The following is a 22,503-nucleotide window of genomic DNA, read 5'->3' on the forward strand; positions in this document are numbered from 1 at the left end:
CTTGTCGCGGAAACGACGATCTGTTGTGTCCGCCACAGCGCATCGTTGTGGCGGCATTCGTCTTTCTCCGGGGGTCGGCGAATCGGTGCCGTGGCTAGGGTGTCCGTCGTGAGCGACATCGATCTCCGGCACCTGAACTCGTTCCTGGCGGTGGCTCGGGAGCGGTCCATCACCGCCGCGGGGGCGGGGCTTCACCTGACCCAGCAGGCGGTGTCGACACACATTCGGCGACTGGAACGCGCGCTGGGTGTGGTGCTGCTGGTGCGCACTTCGCGCGGCGTCCTGCTCACGGCCGCGGGAGAGGAGCTGGCCGTCGGTGGTGCCGCGGTGATCGACGACGTCGAGCGGCTCGCCGGGCGGGTGCGCGCCGCCGCACGGGCCGGGTCAGGCACCCTCCGCCTGGCCTGCTGCCCGACCGCGACTTCCCTGTTCGCCGTCGATGTCGCGGAAATCCTGGAAAAGGCGGTCGAGGGCGTGCGAGTGACGCTGACCGGCGCGCGCCATCCCCGACACGAACTCGAACTGCTCACCGGCGGACAGGCGGACGCCGCGTTCATGTGGCTGCCGCTCGGCGACGTCGGGCTGAACCACGCGGTCGTCCGCACCGATCCCCCGGCGGTGGCCCTGTCCGCCACCCACCCGCTGGCCGGCCGCTCCGCGCTGACGCTGGCCGAAATCGCCGGTGAACCGGTAGTGCGCCCGGACGTGCTGGTGTCCGAGGAAGCGGAACGGTTCTGGCTGGCCGACCCCCGGCCGGACGGCACCCGGGCCCCTCGCGGTCCGCTGGTTCCCCTGGTGGAGGACTGCTTGCTGGAGGTCGGCCGCGGCCGCGGCGTCTGGTTGGCGCCGCGGCCGCTCGCCGCGTTCATGCCGTCGGCGAACGTGCGCTGGGTCCCGCTGACCGACGCGGAAAGCTTCGACCTCGCGGTCGTGTGGGCCGACCACGCGCCGCCGCCGTTGCTCACGCGCCTGATCGCGGAGGTGCGGGCGATCACGGGCTACGAGGCTTGAATTCGCCCGGCACGGGATCCTGATCACCTGGCCGGGCAGCGCCGCGACGAGGATTACGCGCGCAGACTGAAACGGCGGGCGACTTCCCGCACCGTCCGCCGATGAAACCGGTCCTGCCGCGGGCTGCGGCAGGACCGGTCCGGTGCGTCTGATCAGCTCACTTGACCGGACGCGGGGTGAGGTTCACCTCCACCGTGTTGCCTGGGCCGGAAGCGATCCCGGACACGAGATCGTTCAGGAACCCGCAGCCCTGCAGCGGCGGCAGGGTGTAGGTCCCGGTGAGCTTGCCGCCGGCCAACGGATCGAACCCGGCCTTCGACTGCAGCGGGATCTGCGCCGGGGTCGCGGTCTGGCAGGTCTGGCTCGCCGAGACCGGGATCCCGAAGACGCTGATCCGCGGCAGCTTGACCGTCACCGCCGAGGTCGACTTGAGCACCCCGCCCGCCAGGGTGCCCTTGGTCTTGCCCACCGGCGAGAACTCGACCTTCGCGTTGACCGGGACGAAGCCCCAGAGCGTGAAGTTCGCGCTCGACGGGTTCAGCGTGAGATCGGCGTCGAAGGCCCCGTTCGCCAGGGTGATCGCCGCGTTGATCCCGCCACGGAGATCGATCGGGCCGGTCAGCTTCCTCAGCTGGGACTTGCCGACCAGGTCGTAGCTGTACTGCGCGCCAGGCGTGGTCTTCGGCTTGGTCCTCGCCGTCACCGGCGCGCTGGGAACCGACTTGTTGCCCGCTGCGTCCTTCGCGACCACCGTGAACGAGTACTCCGTGTCCGCGGCGAGGCCGTCCACGGTCACAGCGGTGCCGGTGACCGACTTGACCAGCGAAGCACCCTGGTAGACGTCGTACCCGGTGACGCCGACGTTGTCGGTCGCGGCGTCCCAGGCCAGTGCGACGGTGGATTCGGTCGAGCCGGTGGACCGAGGATTGCCCGGTGCCCCCGGGGCCACCGTGTCGGGCGCGGCCTGCGTCCGCACGGTCACCGCGGCGCTCGACGCCGACAGGTTGCCCGCCGCGTCCTTCGCGACCACCGTGAACGAGTACTCCGTACCCGGCGCGAGACCGTCGATCGTCGCAGTGGTGCCGGAGACCGACTTCGCCAGGTTCGCACCGTTGTACACGTCGTACCCGGTGACGCCCACGTTGTCCGTCGAGGCGTTCCATTCGAGGGCCACGCTGGTTTGCGTGGTTCCGGTGGAGCGCGGGTTGCCCGGCACCGCGGGAGCCTGCGTGTCCGGCGCGGCCTGCGTCCGGACGGTCACCGCGGCACTGGCGGCCGACGCGTTGCCCGCCGCGTCCTTCGCGACCACCGTGAACGAGTACTCCGTGTCCGGCGTGAGGCCATCGACCGTCGCGGAGGTCTCCGTGACCGTCTTCACCAGGGTGGCGCCGTTGTAGACGTCGTAGCCGACCACACCCACGTTGTCACTGGACGCCGTCCACGACAGTTTGACGCTGGACTGGCTGACATCCGCCGCGGCGAGGCCTGCCGGAGCACTCGGCGCTTCGGTATCCGGGACGGTGGCCGTCCGGACGGTCACCGGCGCGCTGGGCTGGGACTTGTTCCCGGCCGCGTCCTTGGCGACGACCGTGAAGGTGTAGTCGGTGTCGGCGGTCAGGCCGTCGACGGTGGCACCGGTTTCGGTCACCGACTTCACCAAGGCCGTGCCGTTGTAGACGTCGTAGCCGACCACACCCACGTTGTCGGTCGAGGCGTCCCAGGCCAGTCCGACGCTGGTCGCCGCCGTCCCGGTCGAGTGGAGATTGCCCGGCACCGCAGGAGCCTGCGTGTCCGGTGCGGCCTGAGTGCGAGCGGTCACCGCGGAACTCGCGGGTGACTTGTTCCCCGCGGCGTCCTTCGCCACCACCGTGAACGAGTACTCGGTATCGGCGCTCAGCCCCTCGATCGTGGCGCTCGTGTCCGTGACCGTCTTGACCACTTCGCCACCCCGGAGCACGTCGTAACCGGTGACACCGACGTTGTCACTCGAGGCATCCCACGCCAGCGTCACGCTGGTCTGCGTGGTTCCGGTCGAACGGGGGTTCGCGGGCGCCGTCGGTGCCTGCGTGTCCGGGGCCTTCGCGGTGTGCGCGGTCACCGGCGCGGTGGCCGGGGAGACATTGCCCGCCGCGTCCCTGGCCTTGACCGTGAAGCTGTAGTCCTTGTCCGGCGCCAGGCCGTCGATCGTGGCGGAGGTGCCGGTGACGGCCTTGACGAGGTTGGCGCCCTCGTAAACGTCGTATCCGGTGACTGCGACGTTGTCGGTGGCGGCGCCCCAGGACAACCCGACGCTGTTCTGCGTGACTTCACCGACCGTGACCGCACCCGGAGCCGAAGGCGCGGTGGTATCGGGCGCGGCCGTGACGGTGAAGGTGTGCAGGACGTTGGCCTGCCCGTTCGCGGGCGTGCAGTCCGCGACGAACGTACCGAGGCCGGTCTCCGCGCCGGTCGCCGTCAGCGGGGTCATGGTCAGCACCAGATCGTGTACCGACAAGGTCGCCGTTCCCGGCTGGTCGAACCGCAACGACGGGGCGGCCCCGCTCGCGTTGATGACCAGATCGTTGCCCTTGGCCGGAATCGGCTGAAGCGGGACGGCGGTCGGCACTCCGACGGCCAGGTGGCCTTGCGGGCTGGAAACCAGCGATGTGGCCAGCGCCGATCCCTTGATGCTTTCGGCGCCGACGAGCCGGAGCCCCTCGGTCGCCGTCTTGCCCGCGTTGGACACCGCCGTGATGTCTATCTTCGGGGTGAACTGGCCCGCCGGGATCGTGTCGGGCAGCGTGGCGTTGATGTCGACCGACACGTCCTGGTTGCCGATCAGCGGGAACGGACAGCTGTAGACCTGGTGCAGCGGCGGATGATTGCCCGTGCCCACAACGGCTTCCGGGGTGACCGGCGAGCCGGTCACCGTATAGGTCTGAAGAACGGTCGCGGCCCCTTCCGACAGGACGCAGTCCGAAGTGAAAGTGCCGAGACCGGTCAAGGTGCCGTCGGCCTTGAGCGGGGTCATCACCAGCTGGAGACCGTTCACCGCCAAGGTCGCGGTTCCCGGCTGATCGAATCTCAACGCGGGCGCGCTGCCCTTGGCGTTGACGACGAGGTCGTTGCCCGCCGCCGGAAGGGGCTGATTCGGCACGTCCGCGTCGACCTTCACCGTCAACGCGCCCTGCGTGCCGGGCATCGTCACGGTCGAGGTCGCCTTCGCGGTGCCCTGGATGGTTTCCGCGCCGACGAGGCGAAGGCCATCAGTCGCGGTCTTGCCCGCATTGGACACGGCCGCGATCTCGATCGCGGGCGTCAGCTTTCCCGCCTCGATCGTGGAAGGCTGGGTGGTCTTGATCGTCACCGAAACGTTCTGATTGCCGATCAACGGGAACGGGCACGAATAGGTCTGCGTGAGCTCACCGGGTGCCGCGACACTGGCACCCGAACCAGCCACGAGACCCAACGCCACCAGAGCCGTCGTGGTCGCCACGGCCACCACTCCGGTCAGTCTTCGATTACGTCTTCTGTGCTTCACAGATCACTCTCCCACTGCTCACTCAAAGCCCACGGAAACAGCGACACGAAAATGCCTTTTGCCGCCCGCCCCCCAACGAATTCAGACGCGCTACCGGCATGCCACACGGAATTAACACACCCGAAGCACAGGGCAGGCAAGAGAAAAGCCAAGACCCGCGTGACGATTCGAAACACTTGTCACGGGCGGGCGCTTCACCGGCTGAGAATCTGTCAACCGCGGGATACACCGGAACCGGCTACAACGCGATCACTGACGGGTTCTGACCAACAGCGGACGGAATGTCGAGATTGTCCAACGGGCACTTTCGCAGCCGCGGCGAGCCGGTGCTCATCGACGTGCCCGGCGGGACGACCGGTGCTCGCGCCGGCTCTTCCGAGGCGACTCCCGGGATTTGCGGATCACCTTCACCGAACCCCACCAGGCGAACCCGGTGACCCGCAGAACCGGTGTGCCCACCGCCGATCGCTGTCCCGTCGGCCTCCGGCCGCCACCGAACCCGCCCATGAGCCCGACACCGCGGACATCGACGTCAACGTCCTCGGGCACCACGATCTTGATGCCACCCATGACCGCCCTGGCCTTGATCACGCAGAGGCCGTCGAGGAATTCCGCCTGGCGCAGGTCGAGGCGGACACTCCCCCAGAACGCGCGGCTGACGTGCTCGGCGGGCAACACCCCGTCGAACCGCCGCGTGACACCGGACATGACCGCGACCGACCCCCGCGGCCCCACGACGCCGCCATCCGGGCGCACCGGGCGAGCGGGGGACGCGGCCGGGAGATCCGCGATGATGGGCTCGAAATCGGCGAAAGTCTTGGCCGCGTAGACGAGATCCAGCCTGCTTTCCACTTCGGCGGTGGTGAGCCGCCCCGCCCCCATGGCCTCGTAAAGCAGCTGCGCCATCCGCTCACGGTCGGAATCGGCCACCCGCATCGCCGATCGCTCCAGGTTAGACATGACAGCGACTATAGGGCGCGCAATGGGGCATTCTTCATCGGCGCGCCAGCCTCGAAATTCCACCGAGCCGCGCGCTATAACGACCGTGCGCATGAATAGCACCCAGAGGCTCACGCAGCGCACAAGAAATGAGTGATCGGATACCCGCGAGGAAACGCGAGTTCGTCGCACCCCTCAGTCGGACGCGAGGATTTCGGCCAACCGAAGGGTGTCTTCGAGGTAGCGCTCGTACGGGAAGCCCGCCGCGACGAGCGCCGCGCGGAACTCGTCGTAGAGAGGCTTTCCGGCGGCATGGAAGGCCTTCTTGCCGAGATCGGTGAGGCGGACCAGCCGTCGCCGCGCGTGCTCGGGGTCGACGGTGATCCGCACCAGGCCGTCCGCTTCGAGTGGTCGCAGCGTCCGGCTGATCGCCGGATCGGACACCGACAGCGCCTGCGCGAGCCGATGCTGCGTCGTCGGCTCGATGTCCTCCAGCGTCCCCAGCAGCCGTATCTGGCTATAGGTCAAACCGCCGAGGTCATCGGTGCGCCGCCGGGTCGCCTCACCCATGAGCATGACCACGCGGTGCAGCAAGTCTGCGAGTCCGTCGTCCACAGCCACATCGTACCAGAGTGTTGACGAGTTAATATTAACTAGGTAAGACTGAGGTCATGGACAACCTCTCTTACGCCGCCCAATCCGCCTTCCCGCTGGTCTGGGTCGTGGTACCCGCCGTCGGCGCCTTCCTCCGCGCCCGCCACGTCACGTCACCTCGAGAACGGCTCGAGATCTGGCAACGCTGGTGGGCCATCGGCGCCTTCGGCTGCGGCAGCCTGTGGATGACGATCGCCTTCCTCGCCTTCCCGGACGTCATGGCCACGGCGATCGGCTTCGACCGGACCCCCTTCATGTTCGAAATCGCCTTCGCCAACCTCGGACTGGCCGTCTTGGGCTTCCGGGCCGCGTCGGCATCCGCGCGCGAACGCCTCACCATCGGCATCGGCGGCGGAATGTTCCTCTGGGGTGCCGTGATCGGCCACGTCTACCAGTGGTTCGCGGGCGGTGACCACGCTCCCGGCAACACCGGCGGAGTGCTCGTCACCGACGTCCTGATCCCGGCGGTCATGATCATCCTCGCCCTGCGATCCCGGCACCTCGCGAACACCCCGCGGCCGGCGACGGAAATCGCCGCGTGACCCCGATGACGACATCTACCGGCCGGAAACCCGACGAGTCGATCGGCAAGGCGCGAGCGGCCGCCGCCGAACGGCTCACCATGTTCGTCGACGCGGTGATCGCCATAGCGCTCACCCTGCTGGCCCTGGACCTTCCCATCCCCCAAGGCGACACCACGGGCGCCATGCTGAGCTCGGTGTCGGCCCACGGCAAGGAGTACATCGCCTTCGCGCTCAGCTTCGTGGTGATCGCCGCGCACTGGCGCGCTCACCACGAGATCTTCCCCTATGTCCGCTCGCTGAGCGGTCGCCTGATCAGCCTCACCCTTGCATGGCTGTTCATGCAGGTCCTGATGCCGTTCGCGACGCGCGTGATCACCGCCGAGGGCGCCTTTCCACCTCGGTTCAGCCTGTACGCGATGGTGCAGGTTCTGGCGTCCGCGTCGTTCGCGCTGATCATCCGGGAAATCCGGCGCGAACACCTGTACCGAACCGACGACCCGCCCCGCGTGTTCGCCCAGAGCCTGACGCGCAGCGTCTGCCTGGCAGCGGTGTTCGGGCTGTCGATCCCGGTCTCGTTCCTGACCGGCGACACCAGTGCGTACCTGTGCTGGCTCGCCGCGCCGATCACACTCGCCATCGCCCGCCGCGTCGCGGCGCGGCGATAGACCCAGCTGGGCAGCGCGAGAATCACGATGTGGCCTCGCCCGGTAACGGAAGATCAGGTTCGGGGGACATACCGGCGTCGACCATCGTCATAATGGAGGAATTCGTGACCATCCGTCGCATCGTGGCCGTCGCTTCCGTCACGCTGGGCGCGGACGCGGTGGAGCGCGGCGGTTCGGTGGAGGTGTTCGCGGACGGGACGGGCGCGAGGGCTCGGATGGAGTTCATTCAGTCGGTGGCGAAGAACCTGCCCATGGCAGGCGAGTACGACTACGTCAAGGACGCGGTGCTGGTGCGGCTATCGCGGTTCCTGACTCCGGACCAGGCGAAGGAGTATGAGGCCGCGCTGAACGGCTGACGAAGCAAGGAAAGCACTCCAGGAACTTCACCGCCAAGGCGCCACCTATCGCCTCGGGCCCCGTCGCGGCGGTCGAGGAAAAGATCCGTGACGCGGGGTTCGCGAACCCAGGTTCGAACCGCGAGGCGCGGCGGAGGTTCTGACAAGAAGCACCCACCCTCGCGTTTCCATCTCCTTGCCGTTGATCTTCAAGGGTGAATACGACGCCGCATGACTGAATTCGTTGTGCTGGATGACTTCAGTGAAGAACCACTCGGATCCGATGATGGCCAGGATCGCAGGGCTCTCGGCGAGCGCCACCTTGAGCGATGACGCGTCAAGGAGCCTGAACGCGTGGATGATCGAGTACCCGGTCACACCGTATTCATCATAATTGACCTCTCCCGCATGCAGGACAAGCCGAAGGCGCATCTGCTCTTCATACGGATGAGTCGAATTGTGTCTGGACAACTCCAAAGCGAGAGTATAGGGCAGGCATTCGACGAACAGGCCCTTTGGCGTCTCAGCGCGAGAGAGGATCAAGATGCCGTCGCCACGGTCTTCGCGGTGACACGAAAGCCACGGAATTCCGGCACCTTCGAAGGCCGCCCGCATCACCTGGTAGAGACCGCGGCGTATGCGCACTCGATTCGCGTCGCTGCGGTGATGTTGCCCGAACCCCTCGATGTCGACCGCGACGATGGTGCAATGGGCCGCGGCCTGGCCGACCACCTCCAGACTCAACGCGTGACTCACGTCGAAACTCAGCGTCGTCGGCGAACGCGGGGAATCGCTTGCCATGACGGCTTCAGGATCGGGAGGCGATCCCGTCGACGGTGGGCGGCGGTCGGCGATGGACGATTCAGAATGGGCGTCGAACCCGTACCGGCCAGGAGTTGACATCTGGTTCCTCCCCGTTGGCGCGCAGCATCGATGTGGCGGCACACCGCCAGAAAGCCAGGCGCGGGGGTCCCGGTCTTGGAGCGTCGGTCTGGACTCTCGATGGGCCCTTGCAACCACGACATGCAGCTTGACTGGACGGTCAGCTTGCCAGGTCGCCTCTAACGTTAAATGGGGGTTACACTCCCGGGCTACAGTGCCCGGTCTATCGTGTGGTTACCGTAACCATGCACGTGAACCAGCTCATGCATGTCGACCAGCAGGGAGGGAAAGTGGCAAAACCGACATCTCCCGTGGTCGCGGCATGGGAGCTCGCGCTTCGGCTCCGCGAACGCCGCGACCAACTGAACATCGACGTCAAGACCATCACCGCCACGCTGGGCTTTTCGCGCAACTACTGGTCCGCCGTGGAAAACGAGCGCAAAATTCTGTCCCAGGAGAGCCTGGAAAGACTTCTGACGCTTCTCGAGTTCGACGACGGCGAGCGGCAGGAGCTACTTGACCTACGGAACCTGGCCAAAGGGCGAGGCTGGTGGACCAAGTACTCCAGCTTCCTCAGCAACGAGATTCAACGCATGTTCGGCCTTGAATTGGGTGCCCAAGGTGTCCGCGACTACGAAAGTCTGATCATTCCCGGACTGTTGCAGACCGCGGACTATGCGAGGGCGATCATGACACCGGCTGTCGTTGTTCGCCAGGTAGAGGTCGATCAGCGCGTCGACGTCCGCCTGCACAGGCAGCAGCGGCTCGCAGGCGATGACCCGCTTCACATCACGGCCATCATCAGCGAAGCCGCACTGCGACAGCAGATCGGCGGCCCGGCCACCCTGCGCGATCAGCTTGACTACCTCGCGGACATGATCGAAGAACATCCCGAAAGGGTAAAGGTCCGCATCATCCCCTTCACCACGAAGGCGTGCGGACTCTTCGGCGCATCCACGGTACACCTGATTGATTTCGAAAACCCGAGATTACCCACCGTCGCATGGCAAGAGACGGTGACAAAATACGATATCATCGATAATCCAATGCAAATCCGCGATATAACACTGACCTACAGCGATGCGTTCGGCCAGGCCATGAATGAACAGCAATCACTGGAAGTCATTCGCCAATACGCCAGGGAATTAGATTGAATGACACCGAACTTCCGTCGACCACGAGGATCCGAGGAGACTGGTTCAAGAGCAGCTATTCAAACGCGACAGCCAGCTGCGTGGAAGTAAAATTCTCGAGCGATTTCATCTTGCTGCGTGACAGCAAAGACCGCACCGAAAACCAGCCGACCATCAAGGTGGGCCTTGAAAGCTGGAGCTCCTTCTTGGAGTCGCTTGAAGTACCTTCGTAGCAAAGGCGGGCGAGGTCGGCACCCTGACCGCAGCAAGCCGGCTCTCGCTGGGAGAGGACCGCGGCGGCGTCAAAGCCGCTCCAGAGCAGGACGGTTCATTGAGCCTTTTCCTCCTGGTTCGCGGTGCAGACAGTCGCAAGTGGTCGACTACCTGCGAGGTCCGGCCTGGTACCTACGCGTGGCCTGCGGCCTGGCTCGCCGTCATGTACTGGTGAAGCGCGTGAAGGCCCCCTTCCCTCGGCTCAACCGAGGGAAGGGGGCCTTCACGCGCAGCCGGTGTGACAGGTGAGGCCGCTGAGGCTCCCGATGGCCTTCCGGTCTCACCCCTTGATCAACGGAAGATCCGGGACACTCAACGTCCCCGATCTTCCGTTGATCAAGCTCTGCCCGAGCACGACCGGTGGACCGGCGACCCGCACAAAGCTCCACACCAGTGGGCAAGCAAATGCGAGCCCCTCAAGGAGTCCTTCACGGCCCGGCCGCTACGGACCCACCCACCGCAGGTACCAAAAGCACCCTTGGCCAGAACGACATTCACCACTCACGACACCCGCCAGCCGAGGACGATGGCGATTTCGTGAATCGCCGGGCTCACGGTGAAGTCGAGCAAAGCCGCCGCCGCGCCGATGTACAGGAACGTGCCATCGCTGCCGGGGAACCAGATCATCTCGGTCACGCCGCCCGCGTCGAACTTCACGGCCACGTCCCCGGCCCACCACGAATCGCCATCGACCGCCGCCGCGAACGACGACAGCCCGTCGGCTTCGGTTTCCGACTCGAGCTTCCCCAGTGGCCTTGCCGTACGCGGCCGGCCTGTATCGGTCGCGGTGGCCACGAACCTGAGCAGTCTTCGCTTCTCCTCGGCGCCGGCGGCGTCCGGCCATTGCACTGTCAGCGATTCGAACGCCGGTGGCACCCCGGCCTGGATGACGAAATCGGGTGCCACGTCGGTGAAGTCGCCGGGGTCGTCACGGAAGACGATCATCTCGACCGGGTCGCTCAAGGTCCCTCCAGTCCCGCAACACTTGCCCGGCCGTCCGCTGGTCCCATGCGACGCAGGCGCTCACGGCCCTCATCCTCGGACAATGCGGTAACGGGCTGCCCGACCACGTGCTGATATTTCGCGTCATAGGCCCTTGTCCAGACACCTGCCGCCCACGACCGCTCACGTTCGTCGGCGCTGAACTCCCGGCCACGAGCGTGACAATACGCGTCGAGGAACCGCTCCGTGTCCTCGACGGTCGCCAGCTCGTCCACGCTCCCGGTCGAATACAGCGCGGCGGCGAAGCCGACGAGGACGGCCTCGCTGTCCACGGTCATGCTGTCCCAATCGTGCACCACCAGCAGCTCGTCGCCGCTCCAGCGCAGGTTGCCGGCGAGCCAGTCGCAGTGGCCGATGACGAGCTCGGGCTCGCCGGCTCGGAGCCGGTCACGAGCACGGCGCCCGGTATCGTCGATCCACTCCGGACCGGCCACCTCGTTGAGGTCGACTTCGGGGTTCTCCGGACACGGCCACAATCCGTCCTCGGCGTGGTCCCACGCCGCCCACGACGGGGCCGGTTCGAGCGTGGCCACCTCGGCAGGCCCTGGGGCGAGCCTGATCAGCCGCGCGAACGCCTCGGCGAAGGCCTTGGCCGCGCGGTCCGCGCTCGGGAGCATGGTGCCGCCGGGGACGCAGGTCTCCGCGGTCGCGACGTCGTCGCCGAAAGGCTCCGCTCCGGTGAGCGGCCGGGGGCACGGATAACCGGCCTCGAACATCCGGCGCTGGACGTCGACGCAGGCCCTTATCCGCGGCGCGTCCGGGCGAACCTTGACCACGACCTCGCGGTCGTCGGCCAGGCGGAGCCCGATGACGGCGGACAGGTGCCCGGAGCTGAAGATCTCCTCCGCCGGCGGGCTGCCGAGATGCGCCACACACCACTGAGCAAGGCACGCCGGATCGACGGCTTGCGCGCGAGATGACATCTGAACATCCTCACATGCGCTGGTGCCCGGAGGCGGACGAGTCAGAGGCTCCCGGCGTTCTCCAGCAGCTTTCGCACGGGTTCACTCAGCGCGGCACCGCTCAGGTCCAGGGTCACGAGGTCCTCGTTCATCGTTCCCCGGCTCGTGACACTGAAAATGGTCCCCTTGCCCGTGGCGGGATCGAAGTCCCGCAGCCACGGGCCGCCGCTGGAACCACCGGCGAGGTCGCATTCGGTCTTCCACGAAACGCTGACCGAGTTCACGTCGAGCGAGGCGGGCCGCGAGCAGGAGAACAACGCTTCACCACCCGCCGCCTTCGACACCGGGTAGCCGAGAAGCGTCGCGCCGACAGGGGACGGTGGCGCCTCGAAGGAGATGTCCTGCGTGCCCGCGACATCGGCGACATGACGGCCATCGACCGGATCCAGGGCGAGCACCGCGTCGTCGTCGATTCCACTGGACGGGCCGGGATAGGTCGCGGACCAGGCGAACGCACGCGCCGCGAACACCCCGTGCGGCGCTTCACCGCGATCGTAGCCGGGTACGAACACGACGTTGACGATCTTGATCGGATTGTCGTAGCGGTCGAACCCGCCGTTGACACAGTGGCCGGCGGTGAGCGCCACATCCTTGCTGGCACTGGGAACCACCGTCGCCGTGCACGACCCGTCGACACCCGGCCGCGCGGTGAAGAACAGCCGCCCGACACCGGAAGGTACCGGCCGCCCCCACTCGCGGCCGATCTGCTCCGCAGGCGGCAGTTCGTCGTCACCCACCCACTGACTCATCCGCTCCGGAGTCCAATAGGCCAACGCCGCGGCCCGGTCTGCCTCATTCACCCGGGTCACCACCTGATCGTCGGCTGCCGACGCCGGGGCGGCCACGGCCGCACCTACGGCGCCGAGAATCCCTGTCACCACGATGATCCGGCGGAAGGCGAGCTTCAAGTCCATGATCGAGGGACGCGCCGAACGCCACGAAGGTTGTTCGGCCGAACGCCCGAAGATCATCCCAGGAAGGGCGAGCACCAGTCAGCCGAAGACGCGCCGCTCAGGCGCGGGCCCGGTGCCCTGGTTTCGGGCCGGTGACACCGGTCGAGCCCGGCAGCGGACGAGCCCTCGGGCCCGTCCAGGCGGGCAGCTCCAGTTCGAGCCCCATGATACTGGCGCTCACCCTGCGGCGAGGCCATTTGCCGGTGATCTCGACGTTCGTCAGGTCGTCGACGAAGGCCTTGCGTTGGCCGTAGCTCACCGAGTTCCACCGCATTTTGAGCACCGGCCGGACCGGCGCGACGCACTCCTTGATCGCGTCGTGCGCTCTGGCGACTTTCTCCCGATAGTCCCGCTCCGGCAGGTAGATCAGTTCCAGATCGATCAACGGACCGGCGCCGCCTGCCTCGTGATGACATCGCGTGAGTATCCGGGCGATCTCGTCCAATGCCAGTTGCACGACGTCCGGTATCCGCTCCTGCCATCGGCCGAGGAACGGCGCGTTCAGCGCCTGCGCGGTCATTTCCTCCGGCATCACGATCAACGTCCCGACCGAGGTCTCCGTGAGGTCCACCCGAAGCCGCGTCCACCGGGGGCCCGTTTCGACGGCGAACCGGGGCATGGACGCGCCGGACCGCAGTCGCACCCGATTTTCCAGCTCGGCGAAGGTCCGATCACGAGGTAGTACGCACAAGAACTCCAGCTCTTCGCCGGTGAGTTTCAGCCGGACCGGGAACAGCGATCCGAGGTCCGTCATGAACGCCGAGCCCGCGACGAGTGCCTGTTTGCTGGGCCCGCCCAGGACCATCGCCGCCTCCTTCGCCGGGTGTTCCCCTTTCGCGGCGCAGTACTCGATCAGACCTGCAGATCCGACTCGATACGCTTGAGGTAATGGCGTGCCAGCGCGAGATTCGCCTGATCCCGGTCCAGAACCAGGTACAGGAACAAGGTGCTACGGCCGCCCACGGAATCCAGTAACCGAATCAGGTGATACTGGCGCCGCAGGGTGATGAGGATGTCCTCGATGGTGTCGTTGAGCGCGAGCGCGGTCATCACCCGCAACTTCGATCTCACGACGTCGGTATTGCCCGCCGCCGCGACCTCCAGGTTGAGCCACTCGCCACCTCCGCTGGTGCCGAGCGACATCCCGCTCTCGTAGTCGACCAACGCGACACCGAGGGCCCCGGCGATCGACATGCATTCCTTCAAGGCGTTGTCGATGTTCATCGAACTCCATTTCTTCGGTTCGGCGGCGGACGCGGCAAAATGCTCAACCGGCCAGGATCGAGCTGATCCTGTCGATGACGGGCCGACATTCGAAAAGAAGGCGTCCGACATTCAGATCCTTGTCTCCCATGACGACCATCAACGCCATACGATCGATGGCATAAACGGCCATGTAGCCATCGCTGCCGAACACCACGGTCTGGTTGAGCGTTCCCTTGCCGGTTATTTCGGTGGCCTGGCGGGCGATCCCCAGATCGGCGGCGGCGAGAGCGGAGATCTTGCCGGGGTCGATGGTCGCCGCCGCGTCGGCGATGATGGGAATGCCGTCCACGGCGGCGATCACCGTATCGGTGACACCTGCGACGTTCTCACGAAGGTTCCGCAACTCGGCGGCCAATGCTTCGAAATCCACTACCTTTACTTTCCGCTCCAGCGGGCATACGGGAGCACTTGTGACTTCAGTGCGTCCGGAAACAAGGACTGACTTTGAAAGAATTCGATCAACCGATACCGGCACTGGCGGCTATTCATCCTGCGGATTTCCCAGCCCCGAAGACGGTACCACCGACCTCGCTTGCCAGCTATCGATGTCGCGTATCCGGTTCGGCCATCACGCGTTCGGCTCAAGAACACACTGCGATATTCGCAGGCAAGCGAGCTACCGGCGGACTTTTACCGCGAGTTCGCGGTAATTGAAATTTTCCGTACCGCGAACCCGCGAGTTAATCCACTTTGGACTGTCAGCGGCCGGGTGTGACGATCTCGGCGAGGCGGGCGATGTCGTCGGGTTCATCGGTGGCCGGGTTGAAGATCAGCTCGTCGGCGCCGAGGTCGCCGTAGGCACGTACGGTTTCGCGGATCGCTTCGGGTGTGGTGTTCACCGCGGAGGTGACGAGGTCGGCCATGCCCATGGTGCTGTAGTAGTCGTAGACCTTCTCCCGGCCGGTTTCGGGCTCGCCGAGGGCGAAGTACGCGATGGCGACGATCCGCGGCTCGCCTTCGCGCCCGGCGTCCCGCCACGCGGCTCGGGCCTGCTCGAACGCCCCGGCGACCATCTCGTGCGGCATCGAGCCGCCGATGTAGCCCTCGCCCCACTTCGCCATCCGCGCCAGCGCCGCGGGCGCGAACCCACCGAACAGAAGCGGGACTTGGCGGGTGCCGGGCGGCACGGCGGCGTTGTCCCCGCCGCCGACGGGCTCGCCGTTCCACACGCTCCGGTAGACGTCGAGATCGGCATCGATCCGCTTGCCGAGCCCCTTCGGGCCGAGTCCGTCGGCGACGAAGTCGTCCGGGCGGCCGCCGATGCCGACGCCGAGGGTGAGCCGGCCGCCGGAGACGCCGTCGATCCCGGCGATCTCCTTCGCCAGCAGCACGGGCGGCCATACGGTGCCGATCAGGACGTTGCTGAGCAGTCCGATCGTCTTGGTGGCGCCGGCCGCGGCGGCGAGCGCCACCGTGTCCATGACTCCGGGATAGGCGATCCTCCCGACGGTGCCGAGCGACGAGAACCCGGCTTCCTCGGCCTGTGCGGCCCAGGCGGGGAGGACATCCGGACGCATGTCGCGGACCTGGTTGGGCAATCCGATGCCGATCTTCACGTGAACCTCTCGGGGATTGGGGAGCCTTGCTCCCAAGATCCCGCGAAAGCAGGAACCGCGCCACCGTCTCGCCACGAGGGAACCGTCGCGAGCCAGACGGCCCTCAGCTGCCGGACAGGGTCGCGGTGGTGACCTCGTCCGTCTCCGGCAGCAGAAGCTGCGTCGCGGCCAGTTCCCGGTAGAGGTCGTCGCCTGCCACGAGTTCCTCGTGCGAACCGGTGGCCCGCACCTGTCCCGCGTCCATCACCACGATGCGATCGGCCCTGGTCACCGTGGACAGCCGATGCGCCACCACCAGCACGGTGAGCTCTCCGGCCACCTCCACCACCACCTCGCGCAGCGCGGCCTCGTTCACCGCGTCCAGCTGCGAAGTGGCCTCGTCGAGCAGGAGCAGCCGCGGCTTGCGCAGCAGCGCACGGGAAATGGCGACCCGTTGCCGCTCGCCGCCGGAGAGCGAGCTCCCCCGGTGCCCGACGACCGTGTCGATGCCGTCAGGCAGGCGGTCGACGAGTTCGGTCAGCCTGGTGCGCTCGAGCACGGCCCGGATCTCGCTGTCGGGGCACGGTGCCGCCATGCCCATGGTCAGGTTTTCCCGCAGCGTCCCGGCCAGGACCGGTGCGTCCTGCTCCACGTACCCGATGGCGGCACGCAGTTCCTCGAGCGGCCATTCCCGGAGGTCCACCCCGTCCATCGAGATGGTTCCGCCGGTGGGCTCGTAAAACCGTTCCACCAAGGAGAACAGGGTGGATTTACCCGCCCCCGATGGGCCGACCACCGCGGTCAGCCCGCCGGGGCACACCTCGAACGTGACGCCGCGGTGGACCGGCGCGCTGTCCGGGTAGGCGAAGTCCACGTCCTGGAAGGCGAGCGTGGCAGGCTCGCGGCTCCCCGCCTCCGGTGCCCGGTCCCCTTCCCCGGAAACGGGTTCGACCTCGAGCCGCTGCACCTCACGGATACGCCGCACCGCCGCCACCCCGGTGCTGAAGGTCGACGCCGCCGTGATCAGCCCGGCGACCGGCTCGATCAGCCAGAACAGGTAGAGCAGGAAGGCGATCAGCGTGCCGACCGGGATGGCACCGGACGCGACCCGCGCTCCGCCCACGCCCAGCACGACGAGGAACGACACATGGATGGCCAGCAACGCGCCGGAGCTGACGACGGCACCGAGGCGGGCGAGCCTCAGCCCGAAGAACCACGCCTGGCCGGTGGCGGCGTCCAGCTTTTCGCTCTCGTTTCGTTCCGCACCGAACGCCTTGACCGTGCGGAACGCGCCGAGCAGGCGTTCCAGCACCGAGCTGACGTCCCCGATGGCCTCCTGCACCTTCGTGCTGTAGCGCTGGAAAAACGGTACCGCCAGCCCGATCAGCACCGCGGCCACCAGCAGCACGCCCAGGGTGGCCAGCAGCAGCACCGCGTCCAGCCACCACATCGCCGCGAGGACGGCCACCAGCATCAGCAGGCCTTTGAGGGCGTCCACCAGGGTTTGGGTGACCGACTGCCGCAGCAGCGTGGTGTCCGCGGTGATCCTGGACATCAGATCGCCCGGCTGGATGCGGCTGGTCTCGGACAGCCGCATCCGCACGATCCGCGAAACCATGTCCCGGCGCGACTTCAGGACCACCGACTCGGCCACGCGGCCCAGCAGGTAGTAACCGACCGTGGCGAGCATCGCGCCGCCCACCACCGCGGCGGTGAGCAGCAGCAGCGGCCCGGCCACCCCGCGGTCCTCGCCCAGCGCGTCGACGATCCACTTGGCCATCACCGGCTGGCTGAGCCCCACCAGCGAGCCGGACAGCGTCAGCAACGCACCGGCGATCACCACTTTCTTGTGGGGCGCCAGGTAAGCCAGCATGTCGCGCCAGGCCGAGGCCTGGAGCATCGACGCGCGCTCAGATTCCACCAAGGGCCCCCGGGCGGCCGCGGGTGGCGGAAGCCGAGGCGGCGAGCAGCTTCTCCGCCTCCGCGCGGACAACGTCCCTCGCCGCCCGTACCTCGGCGGCCATCGGCCGGTCCACCTCGAGCGGCGGTGAGATCTCGGCGAGCCGGTCCCACAGGCCTGATCCGCTGACGCTCTTGCCCAGCCTGGAGGTCAGCTGGGCGATGGTCACGCCGAGTGAGCCGATCACCAGCCAGCTCAGCTCCAGCGCCTCGGCCACCGAGTTGGCCCCGTTCAGCGCCATCGGCACGTGGTCCTGGTTCCAGCCGTTGGTGGGCAGCGTGGTGAGCGAGGCCGGGTACACCAGCTGCCGGATGCGGGAGACGAAGGAGGTGGCGCTCAGCTGCACCCCGGCGAGTCCGGCGCCCCGGCCCGGCCGCGGCGTCAGCATCGGCGGCAGGTCACCGTTGGTCACCGGGTTCACCAGCAGGCCGAGCTGACGTTCAGCCAGGTACACCGCGGAATGCAGGGCGAGGCCGGTCTGCTCGGCGGCGAATCCGACCGGCATGGCGTGGAAGTTGCCACCGTGCAGCACTTCGTCCTGGAACACGATCGGGTTGTCGGTGACGCCGTTCGCCTCCCGCCGCAACAGTTCACCGGCGTGGTCGAGCTGATCGAGCACGGCCCCGAGCACCTGCGGCCCGCACCGGAGGCTGTAGGGCTCCTGCAACGGACGCGAGGGGTCGCGTTCGGCGTCCGCCGGGAGCTCGGCGCGAATCCACTCCGCCACCTCCAGCTGGCCTGCCTGGCCGCGAGCGATCCCGATACCCGCCTGGTAGTGCTCGGGGTTCGAGCCGAGCAGGGCGTTGATCCGGCCGGTCAGCAACGCGGCGGCCCGCACCAGGGTCAGCGCGGACTGCTGGTTCACGATCGCCATGGCCAGGCTCACCCCGGTGCCGTTGACGAACGCGAGTGCCTCCCTGACCGGCCAGACGAACGGTTCGATCCCCAGTTCCGCCAGCGTCTCCGCGGCGGGCTTGATCTCCCAGCCACCGCCCGCCTTGCGCACCCACGCCTCGCCCTCGCCGGTGTGGCTCAGCGCCGCGTGGGCGAGCGGCTGGAGGTCGCCGCTCGCGCTGACCGTGCCGTGCCGCGGGATCGCCGGGACGAACCCGGCGTTCCACGCCTGCGCCAGGCGGTGCCAGAAGTCCGGCGACACCGCCGAAAAGCCCTTCCGCATGCTGTTCAGGCGGAGCCAGACGACGAGACTGCAGACCTCGGGGGGCAGCGATTCACCCTGGGCGGAGCCGAGATGGGAGATGAGGCTGTCGCCCTGTTCGAGTTCGGACTCGGCCTCGAACAACACCAGCGGGCCGAACCCCTGTGTCAGGCCGTAGATGGGCTTGCCGGCGGCCAGCTCCTTGGCCACGGTGGCGGCGCAGGTCTCCATCCTGGCGATGTCCTCTTCGCCCAGCGGCGGCAGATGCGCCTCCCACGCCGCGTTGCGGAGGATGTCACCGAGGGAGAACTCGTGCTGGAGATCGGCGGAGGTGGTCACGTTGTCGCTCCTGAATCACTCGGTTCGGATTTCTGTACTCGGCGGTACTTGCCGATTTCCGTGCGGTCGATCCTGGCCACGGCGCGGACCCGCCGCGGACGCACGCCGAGGCGGTCGAACGCGGCGGTGAGATCGAGGTCGGAAAGCTCGGTGCCGGGTTTGAGCACCACCACCAGCTCGATGTGCTCACCGATCATCGGATCGGTCACCGGGCGGACGGCGTAGTCGGCGCAGTCGAGCACCGGGCTGAGCAGGTCCTCCAGCCGGTCGAGGTTGAACCGCCTGCCGTTGATGTTGACCAGCCTGGTCCGACGGCCGCTGAACCGGAAGCCGCGCTCGCCGAGCCGCTCCACGTAGTCGTCGAGCTCGCAGAACTCGGGCGCGACGCCGTCGCCGAGGAGGGCGAGCCGGGGGCTGCGGATCTTCAGTGTCACCTCACCCTCGCCGGGTACCAGCGGATCGGCGAAGGAGACGTCGTCGATGAGCCGCCAGTCCGGTGGCGCGCCTTCGGACCACTGCCTGGTGCCCACCCCGCCCGACTCGGTCGCCCCGAACACCTCGATGATCCGTGCCCGTTCCTTGCCCGCCGCCTCGAGAAAGTCCATCGCGGCGTCGGGAACCATGCCGCTGGCGTGCAGCACCGTGACCTGCTCGATGGACCGGACCCACGACAGGTTCCGGTGCAGCAGCGAGAAGATCCACGGAATGGCCATCACCGCCCAGCGGCGGTGCTCGTCCACCGGCGGGAACTGTCCGGCGAACTGCGGGCGGTACCAGACGGGGAGCCCCAGCCGCGCCGGGACCAGCACGCTTGTCAGGGCACCGTAGAGATGCTTCGAGTGCACAAAGGACAGTACGGCTTCCGGCGACCGTGGGCGGAGGAGCCCGGCGAGCATGCCCGCCTCGGCCCAGATGTGTTTCTTCGTGCGGTACCAGGTCTGGCTCGCCCCGGTGGTCCCGGAGGTATGGAACTCCACCGTATCCGGCAACGCGCCGAGCACCAGTTCGGCGATGGCGTCGAGATCGCCGCCGAACCGGTCCCACCGCACACACCACGGCCGGTCGGTGATCTTCGGCGAATCGAATCCCTCGGCCAGCAACTCCTCCGGTTTCAGCTCGGAGTAGGTCACAACACGCTCCCTCGCCCGCTTATGAGGCATTATCCAGCCCGAATACGTGAATAATGGAAAGAAATGCTCACCGATTGATTCCCCACACCGATCGTATAGCAGCGAGTCCACGATTGACCAGCAATGGAGACCATTCTTCGGGGCGCGGCAAAATCAGTCGACGATCTCTTGGTCGTCATTGACCCATTCATGCCGATCCACCTGGAACCCGTACAGGTTCCAGTGGCGGCCGCGGAAGTACAGGTAGTCCGAGAGCACGCTGAGCACCCGCTCGTCGCCCGGCCGCATCCCGAACGAGCCGAGGCTGGCCTCGGTGGTCTCGGTGATCACCCGGTCCACATTGAACATGCAGAAGGCGTAGTTGATGGTGAGGCCGATGGCTTCGCCGCCGAGACCAAGCCGGTTCAGCGCGGGGTCGAGATAGGTACCGCAGCGGATGTGCCCGGCCTGGTCGAGGCCGAACAGCAGGCTGAAGCCGAGCAGTTCCCCACGCGACCGGCTGAACACCTGGAACGCCGCGTTCGGTGGCGGACCCGCCGCCCTCGGCCCTCCGGTGTTCGGCCGCACGCTTTCGATTCCGGTGCGCAGCACCGTGCGAAAGAACTCCGCACGCGCCTCGGCGGTCGCCGGGCGCAGTTCGACCCGCCGCGTCGCCGTCTCCGGAAGAATGATTCTCTTCGTCACATCGAACCCCTTGCTCCGCTCTGTCAGCCATTCACCTGGGCTCCTCACTGGCCGTTGTGGTGCCCTACACTCGGTACATCTTTCGCGCACGATGGGGAGCCAGGAGAGCCATGGAGCAACCGGAGTCGCCACCCAGGAATCAGTTCCACCGGGACGCGATCACCTGGTGGCGCATCCGGGTCGCCCTGATCTTCGCGGCCGTGGTGGCGGTGCTGGTCCTGCTCGCTTCCGTGCCAGGGCTGTTCAAACCCGGCGGGCCCTGGCTGTTCTGGCCCGCCGGCGTGATCGCCGTTTCGGCGGTCCCGGTGGTGATCCTGCTGCCGCGGTTCTGGTACCAGGTGAATCGATGGGAAACCACCGATACCGCGGTCTACGTGCGCACCGGCTACTTCTGGCGGGAACTACGCGTGGCCCCGCGGTCCCGGATCCAGACGGTGGACACGGTTCGCGGCCCGCTGCAGAACCGGCTCGGCCTGGCCACCTTGACGGTGACCACCGCTTCGTCGAAGGGCGCGCTGAAGTTCGAGGGGCTGTCCAGCGACCACGCCGACGAACTCGCCCGACTGCTCACCATCACCACCGGGGCGGAGCGGCCTCATTCGAATTCCTGAGCCAGCTGTATCAGGTATTTGCCGTAGTCGGAGTTCTTCATCTCGGTCCCGAGTTCGAGGCACCTGTCCGCGTCGATGTAGCCCATGCGCAGGGCGATCTCCTCGAGACAGGCCACCTGCACGCCCTGGCGGTGCTGGATCGTCTGCACGTACTGGCTTGCCGCCAGCAACATGTCGTGTGTTCCCGCGTCGAGCCAGGTGTAGCCGCGGCCGAGCCGCACCAGCTTGGCGCGCCCCTGCTTGAGGTAGACCTGGTTGACGTCGGTGATCTCCAGTTCCCCCCGCGCCGACGGGGCCAGGCTCTTCGCGATCTCGACGACCTCGGAGTCGTAGAAGTACAGCCCCACGATCGCGTTGTCGGACCGCGGTTTCACCGGTTTCTCCTCCAGTGAGACCAGGTTGCCCGCGGCGTCGATCTCGCCGATGCCGAACCGCTCGGGATCCGACACGGGATAGCTGAACAGCGTGCATCCGTCCAGGTTCTGGCGCGAGGACCGCAACAGCTGCGGGAAACCGGCGCCGTGCAGGAGGTTGTCCCCCAGGATGAGCGCCGACGGTTCGCCGTTGATGTGCTTTTCGCCGATGACGAACGCCTCGGCGATACCGCGGGGCTCGTCCTGCTTGGCGTAGTCGATGTTCAGGCCCAGCCGGTTTCCGTCACCGAGCAGGCCCTGCAGCAACGGCAGGCTGGCCTGGTCGGAGATCAGCAGGATGTCCCTGATCCCGGCCAGCATCAACACCGAAAGCGGGTAGTACACCATCGGCTTGTCATAGATGGCGAGCAGCTGCTTCGAGGTGCCCCGCGTCAGTGGGTACATGCGCGTTCCACTGCCGCCGGCGAGCAAGATTCCCTTCATCGGATTCCGTTCAGTCGTTGATGCTGGCGAGGTACTCGTAGCAGCTGGGCAGTGCCGCGACCATTTTCTGTGCCTCGGCCTTGATCTTCGCGAACTCCGCCAACGCGTTCGA

General features: G+C 67.0%; 23 protein-coding genes. 7 read left to right on the forward strand and 16 right to left on the reverse strand.

Translation table 11 applies throughout. The features are described 5' to 3' along the window. The first annotated feature begins 108 nt into the window (after positions 1 to 108). Positions 109 to 1,011 carry a LysR family transcriptional regulator gene (locus ACZ5ZX_RS32050; protein ID WP_465505719.1) on the forward strand — a complete coding sequence of 301 codons (903 nt, stop codon included), beginning with the start codon at positions 109 to 111 and terminating at the stop codon, positions 1,009 to 1,011. Positions 1,012 to 1,168: 157 nt separating this feature from the next. Here ACZ5ZX_RS32050 and ACZ5ZX_RS32055 read toward each other — a convergent pair whose 3' ends face one another. The 3 genes from ACZ5ZX_RS32055 to ACZ5ZX_RS32065 form a co-directional block, all read right to left on the reverse strand. After that, positions 1,169 to 4,486: a fibronectin type III domain-containing protein gene (locus tag ACZ5ZX_RS32055; protein WP_465505720.1), complete on the reverse strand. Its 3,318-nt coding sequence runs from the start codon at positions 4,484 to 4,486 to the stop codon at positions 1,169 to 1,171. Between the two features lie 375 nt (positions 4,487 to 4,861). Continuing rightward, on the reverse strand, positions 4,862 to 5,491 hold the full coding sequence (locus ACZ5ZX_RS32060; protein ID WP_465505721.1) for a DUF1707 SHOCT-like domain-containing protein: 630 nt from the start codon (positions 5,489 to 5,491) through the stop codon (positions 4,862 to 4,864). Positions 5,492 to 5,665: 174 nt separating this feature from the next. Beyond that, positions 5,666 to 6,085: a MarR family winged helix-turn-helix transcriptional regulator gene (locus ACZ5ZX_RS32065; RefSeq protein WP_465505722.1), complete on the reverse strand. Its 420-nt coding sequence runs from the start codon at positions 6,083 to 6,085 to the stop codon at positions 5,666 to 5,668. A gap of 56 nt (positions 6,086 to 6,141) precedes the next feature. Between ACZ5ZX_RS32065 and ACZ5ZX_RS32070 the strand changes: the two genes are divergently transcribed. The 3 genes from ACZ5ZX_RS32070 (at position 6,142) to ACZ5ZX_RS32080 (ending at position 7,669) form a co-directional block, all read left to right on the forward strand. After that, positions 6,142 to 6,666: a DUF6790 family protein gene (locus ACZ5ZX_RS32070; protein WP_465505723.1), complete on the forward strand. Its 525-nt coding sequence runs from the start codon at positions 6,142 to 6,144 to the stop codon at positions 6,664 to 6,666. Positions 6,667 to 6,671: 5 nt separating this feature from the next. After that, positions 6,672 to 7,313 (forward strand): TMEM175 family protein, encoded by a 642-nt coding sequence (locus ACZ5ZX_RS32075; RefSeq protein ID WP_465505724.1) that lies wholly within the window; start codon positions 6,672 to 6,674, stop codon positions 7,311 to 7,313. A 104-nt stretch (positions 7,314 to 7,417) separates the two neighbouring features. After that, the gene (locus ACZ5ZX_RS32080; protein WP_465505725.1) at positions 7,418 to 7,669 is read left to right on the forward strand and encodes a hypothetical protein; all 252 of its coding nucleotides are present in this window, start codon (positions 7,418 to 7,420) and stop codon (positions 7,667 to 7,669) included. A gap of 45 nt (positions 7,670 to 7,714) precedes the next feature. Here the strand turns inward: ACZ5ZX_RS32080 and ACZ5ZX_RS32085 are convergent, their stop codons facing one another. Continuing rightward, complete coding sequence (locus ACZ5ZX_RS32085; protein WP_465505726.1) at positions 7,715 to 8,551, reverse strand: hypothetical protein; 837 nt, start codon at positions 8,549 to 8,551, stop codon at positions 7,715 to 7,717. 230 nt (positions 8,552 to 8,781) lie between these two features. On the opposite strand from ACZ5ZX_RS32085, the gene ACZ5ZX_RS32090 reads away from it, so the two are divergent. Continuing rightward, on the forward strand, positions 8,782 to 9,684 hold the full coding sequence (locus ACZ5ZX_RS32090) for a Scr1 family TA system antitoxin-like transcriptional regulator (RefSeq protein WP_465505727.1): 903 nt from the start codon (positions 8,782 to 8,784) through the stop codon (positions 9,682 to 9,684). After that, positions 9,681 to 9,896 (forward strand): DUF397 domain-containing protein, encoded by a 216-nt coding sequence (locus ACZ5ZX_RS32095; protein WP_465505728.1) that lies wholly within the window; start codon positions 9,681 to 9,683, stop codon positions 9,894 to 9,896. Before ACZ5ZX_RS32090 ends, ACZ5ZX_RS32095 begins: the two co-directional genes overlap by 4 nt. A gap of 541 nt (positions 9,897 to 10,437) precedes the next feature. Here the strand turns inward: ACZ5ZX_RS32095 and ACZ5ZX_RS32100 are convergent. The 11 genes from ACZ5ZX_RS32100 to ACZ5ZX_RS32150 form a co-directional block, all read right to left on the reverse strand. Continuing rightward, complete coding sequence (locus tag ACZ5ZX_RS32100; protein WP_465505729.1) at positions 10,438 to 10,899, reverse strand: hypothetical protein; 462 nt, start codon at positions 10,897 to 10,899, stop codon at positions 10,438 to 10,440. Then, positions 10,896 to 11,861 (reverse strand): phosphotransferase, encoded by a 966-nt coding sequence (locus ACZ5ZX_RS32105; RefSeq protein ID WP_465505730.1) that lies wholly within the window; start codon positions 11,859 to 11,861, stop codon positions 10,896 to 10,898. Before ACZ5ZX_RS32105 ends, ACZ5ZX_RS32100 begins: the two co-directional genes overlap by 4 nt. 41 nt (positions 11,862 to 11,902) lie before the next feature. Beyond that, positions 11,903 to 12,871, reverse strand: coding sequence for a trypsin-like serine peptidase (locus ACZ5ZX_RS32110; protein ID WP_465505731.1), 969 nt, complete (start codon positions 12,869 to 12,871; stop codon positions 11,903 to 11,905). A 40-nt stretch (positions 12,872 to 12,911) separates the two neighbouring features. Then, on the reverse strand, positions 12,912 to 13,658 hold the full coding sequence (locus tag ACZ5ZX_RS32115; protein ID WP_465505732.1) for a hypothetical protein: 747 nt from the start codon (positions 13,656 to 13,658) through the stop codon (positions 12,912 to 12,914). A 47-nt stretch (positions 13,659 to 13,705) separates the two neighbouring features. Further along, positions 13,706 to 14,077 (reverse strand): hypothetical protein, encoded by a 372-nt coding sequence (locus tag ACZ5ZX_RS32120; RefSeq protein ID WP_465505745.1) that lies wholly within the window; start codon positions 14,075 to 14,077, stop codon positions 13,706 to 13,708. 43 nt (positions 14,078 to 14,120) lie between these two features. Further along, positions 14,121 to 14,489 (reverse strand): roadblock/LC7 domain-containing protein, encoded by a 369-nt coding sequence (locus ACZ5ZX_RS32125; RefSeq protein WP_465505733.1) that lies wholly within the window; start codon positions 14,487 to 14,489, stop codon positions 14,121 to 14,123. Between the two features lie 328 nt (positions 14,490 to 14,817). Continuing rightward, positions 14,818 to 15,675 (reverse strand): LLM class flavin-dependent oxidoreductase, encoded by an 858-nt coding sequence (locus ACZ5ZX_RS32130; protein ID WP_465505734.1) that lies wholly within the window; start codon positions 15,673 to 15,675, stop codon positions 14,818 to 14,820. A 103-nt stretch (positions 15,676 to 15,778) separates the two neighbouring features. Next, positions 15,779 to 17,575 carry an ABC transporter ATP-binding protein gene (locus ACZ5ZX_RS32135; RefSeq protein WP_465505735.1) on the reverse strand — a complete coding sequence of 599 codons (1,797 nt, stop codon included), beginning with the start codon at positions 17,573 to 17,575 and terminating at the stop codon, positions 15,779 to 15,781. Next, positions 17,565 to 19,109 carry an HAL/PAL/TAL family ammonia-lyase gene (locus tag ACZ5ZX_RS32140; protein ID WP_465505736.1) on the reverse strand — a complete coding sequence of 515 codons (1,545 nt, stop codon included), beginning with the start codon at positions 19,107 to 19,109 and terminating at the stop codon, positions 17,565 to 17,567. Before ACZ5ZX_RS32140 ends, ACZ5ZX_RS32135 begins: the two co-directional genes overlap by 11 nt. Beyond that, entirely contained in the window at positions 19,106 to 20,239 is a 1,134-nt protein-coding gene (locus ACZ5ZX_RS32145; protein WP_465505737.1) for a class I adenylate-forming enzyme family protein, read from the reverse strand. The genes ACZ5ZX_RS32140 and ACZ5ZX_RS32145 overlap by 4 nt, the downstream gene beginning before the upstream one ends. 153 nt (positions 20,240 to 20,392) lie before the next feature. Next, positions 20,393 to 20,923 carry a hypothetical protein gene (locus ACZ5ZX_RS32150; RefSeq protein WP_465505738.1) on the reverse strand — a complete coding sequence of 177 codons (531 nt, stop codon included), beginning with the start codon at positions 20,921 to 20,923 and terminating at the stop codon, positions 20,393 to 20,395. Positions 20,924 to 21,033: 110 nt separating this feature from the next. Between ACZ5ZX_RS32150 and ACZ5ZX_RS32155 the strand changes: the two genes are divergently transcribed. After that, positions 21,034 to 21,534, forward strand: a complete 501-nt coding sequence (locus ACZ5ZX_RS32155) for a PH domain-containing protein (RefSeq protein ID WP_465505739.1) — start codon at positions 21,034 to 21,036, stop codon at positions 21,532 to 21,534. On the opposite strand, the gene rfbA is transcribed toward ACZ5ZX_RS32155, so the two are convergent. Next, complete coding sequence (gene rfbA, locus ACZ5ZX_RS32160) at positions 21,519 to 22,391, reverse strand: glucose-1-phosphate thymidylyltransferase RfbA (RefSeq protein WP_465505740.1); 873 nt, start codon at positions 22,389 to 22,391, stop codon at positions 21,519 to 21,521. The genes ACZ5ZX_RS32155 and rfbA overlap by 16 nt on opposite strands. Positions 22,392 to 22,503: the final 112 nt, after the last annotated feature.

The sequence above is a fragment of the Amycolatopsis sp. NPDC033938 genome, from assembly GCF_055575975.1.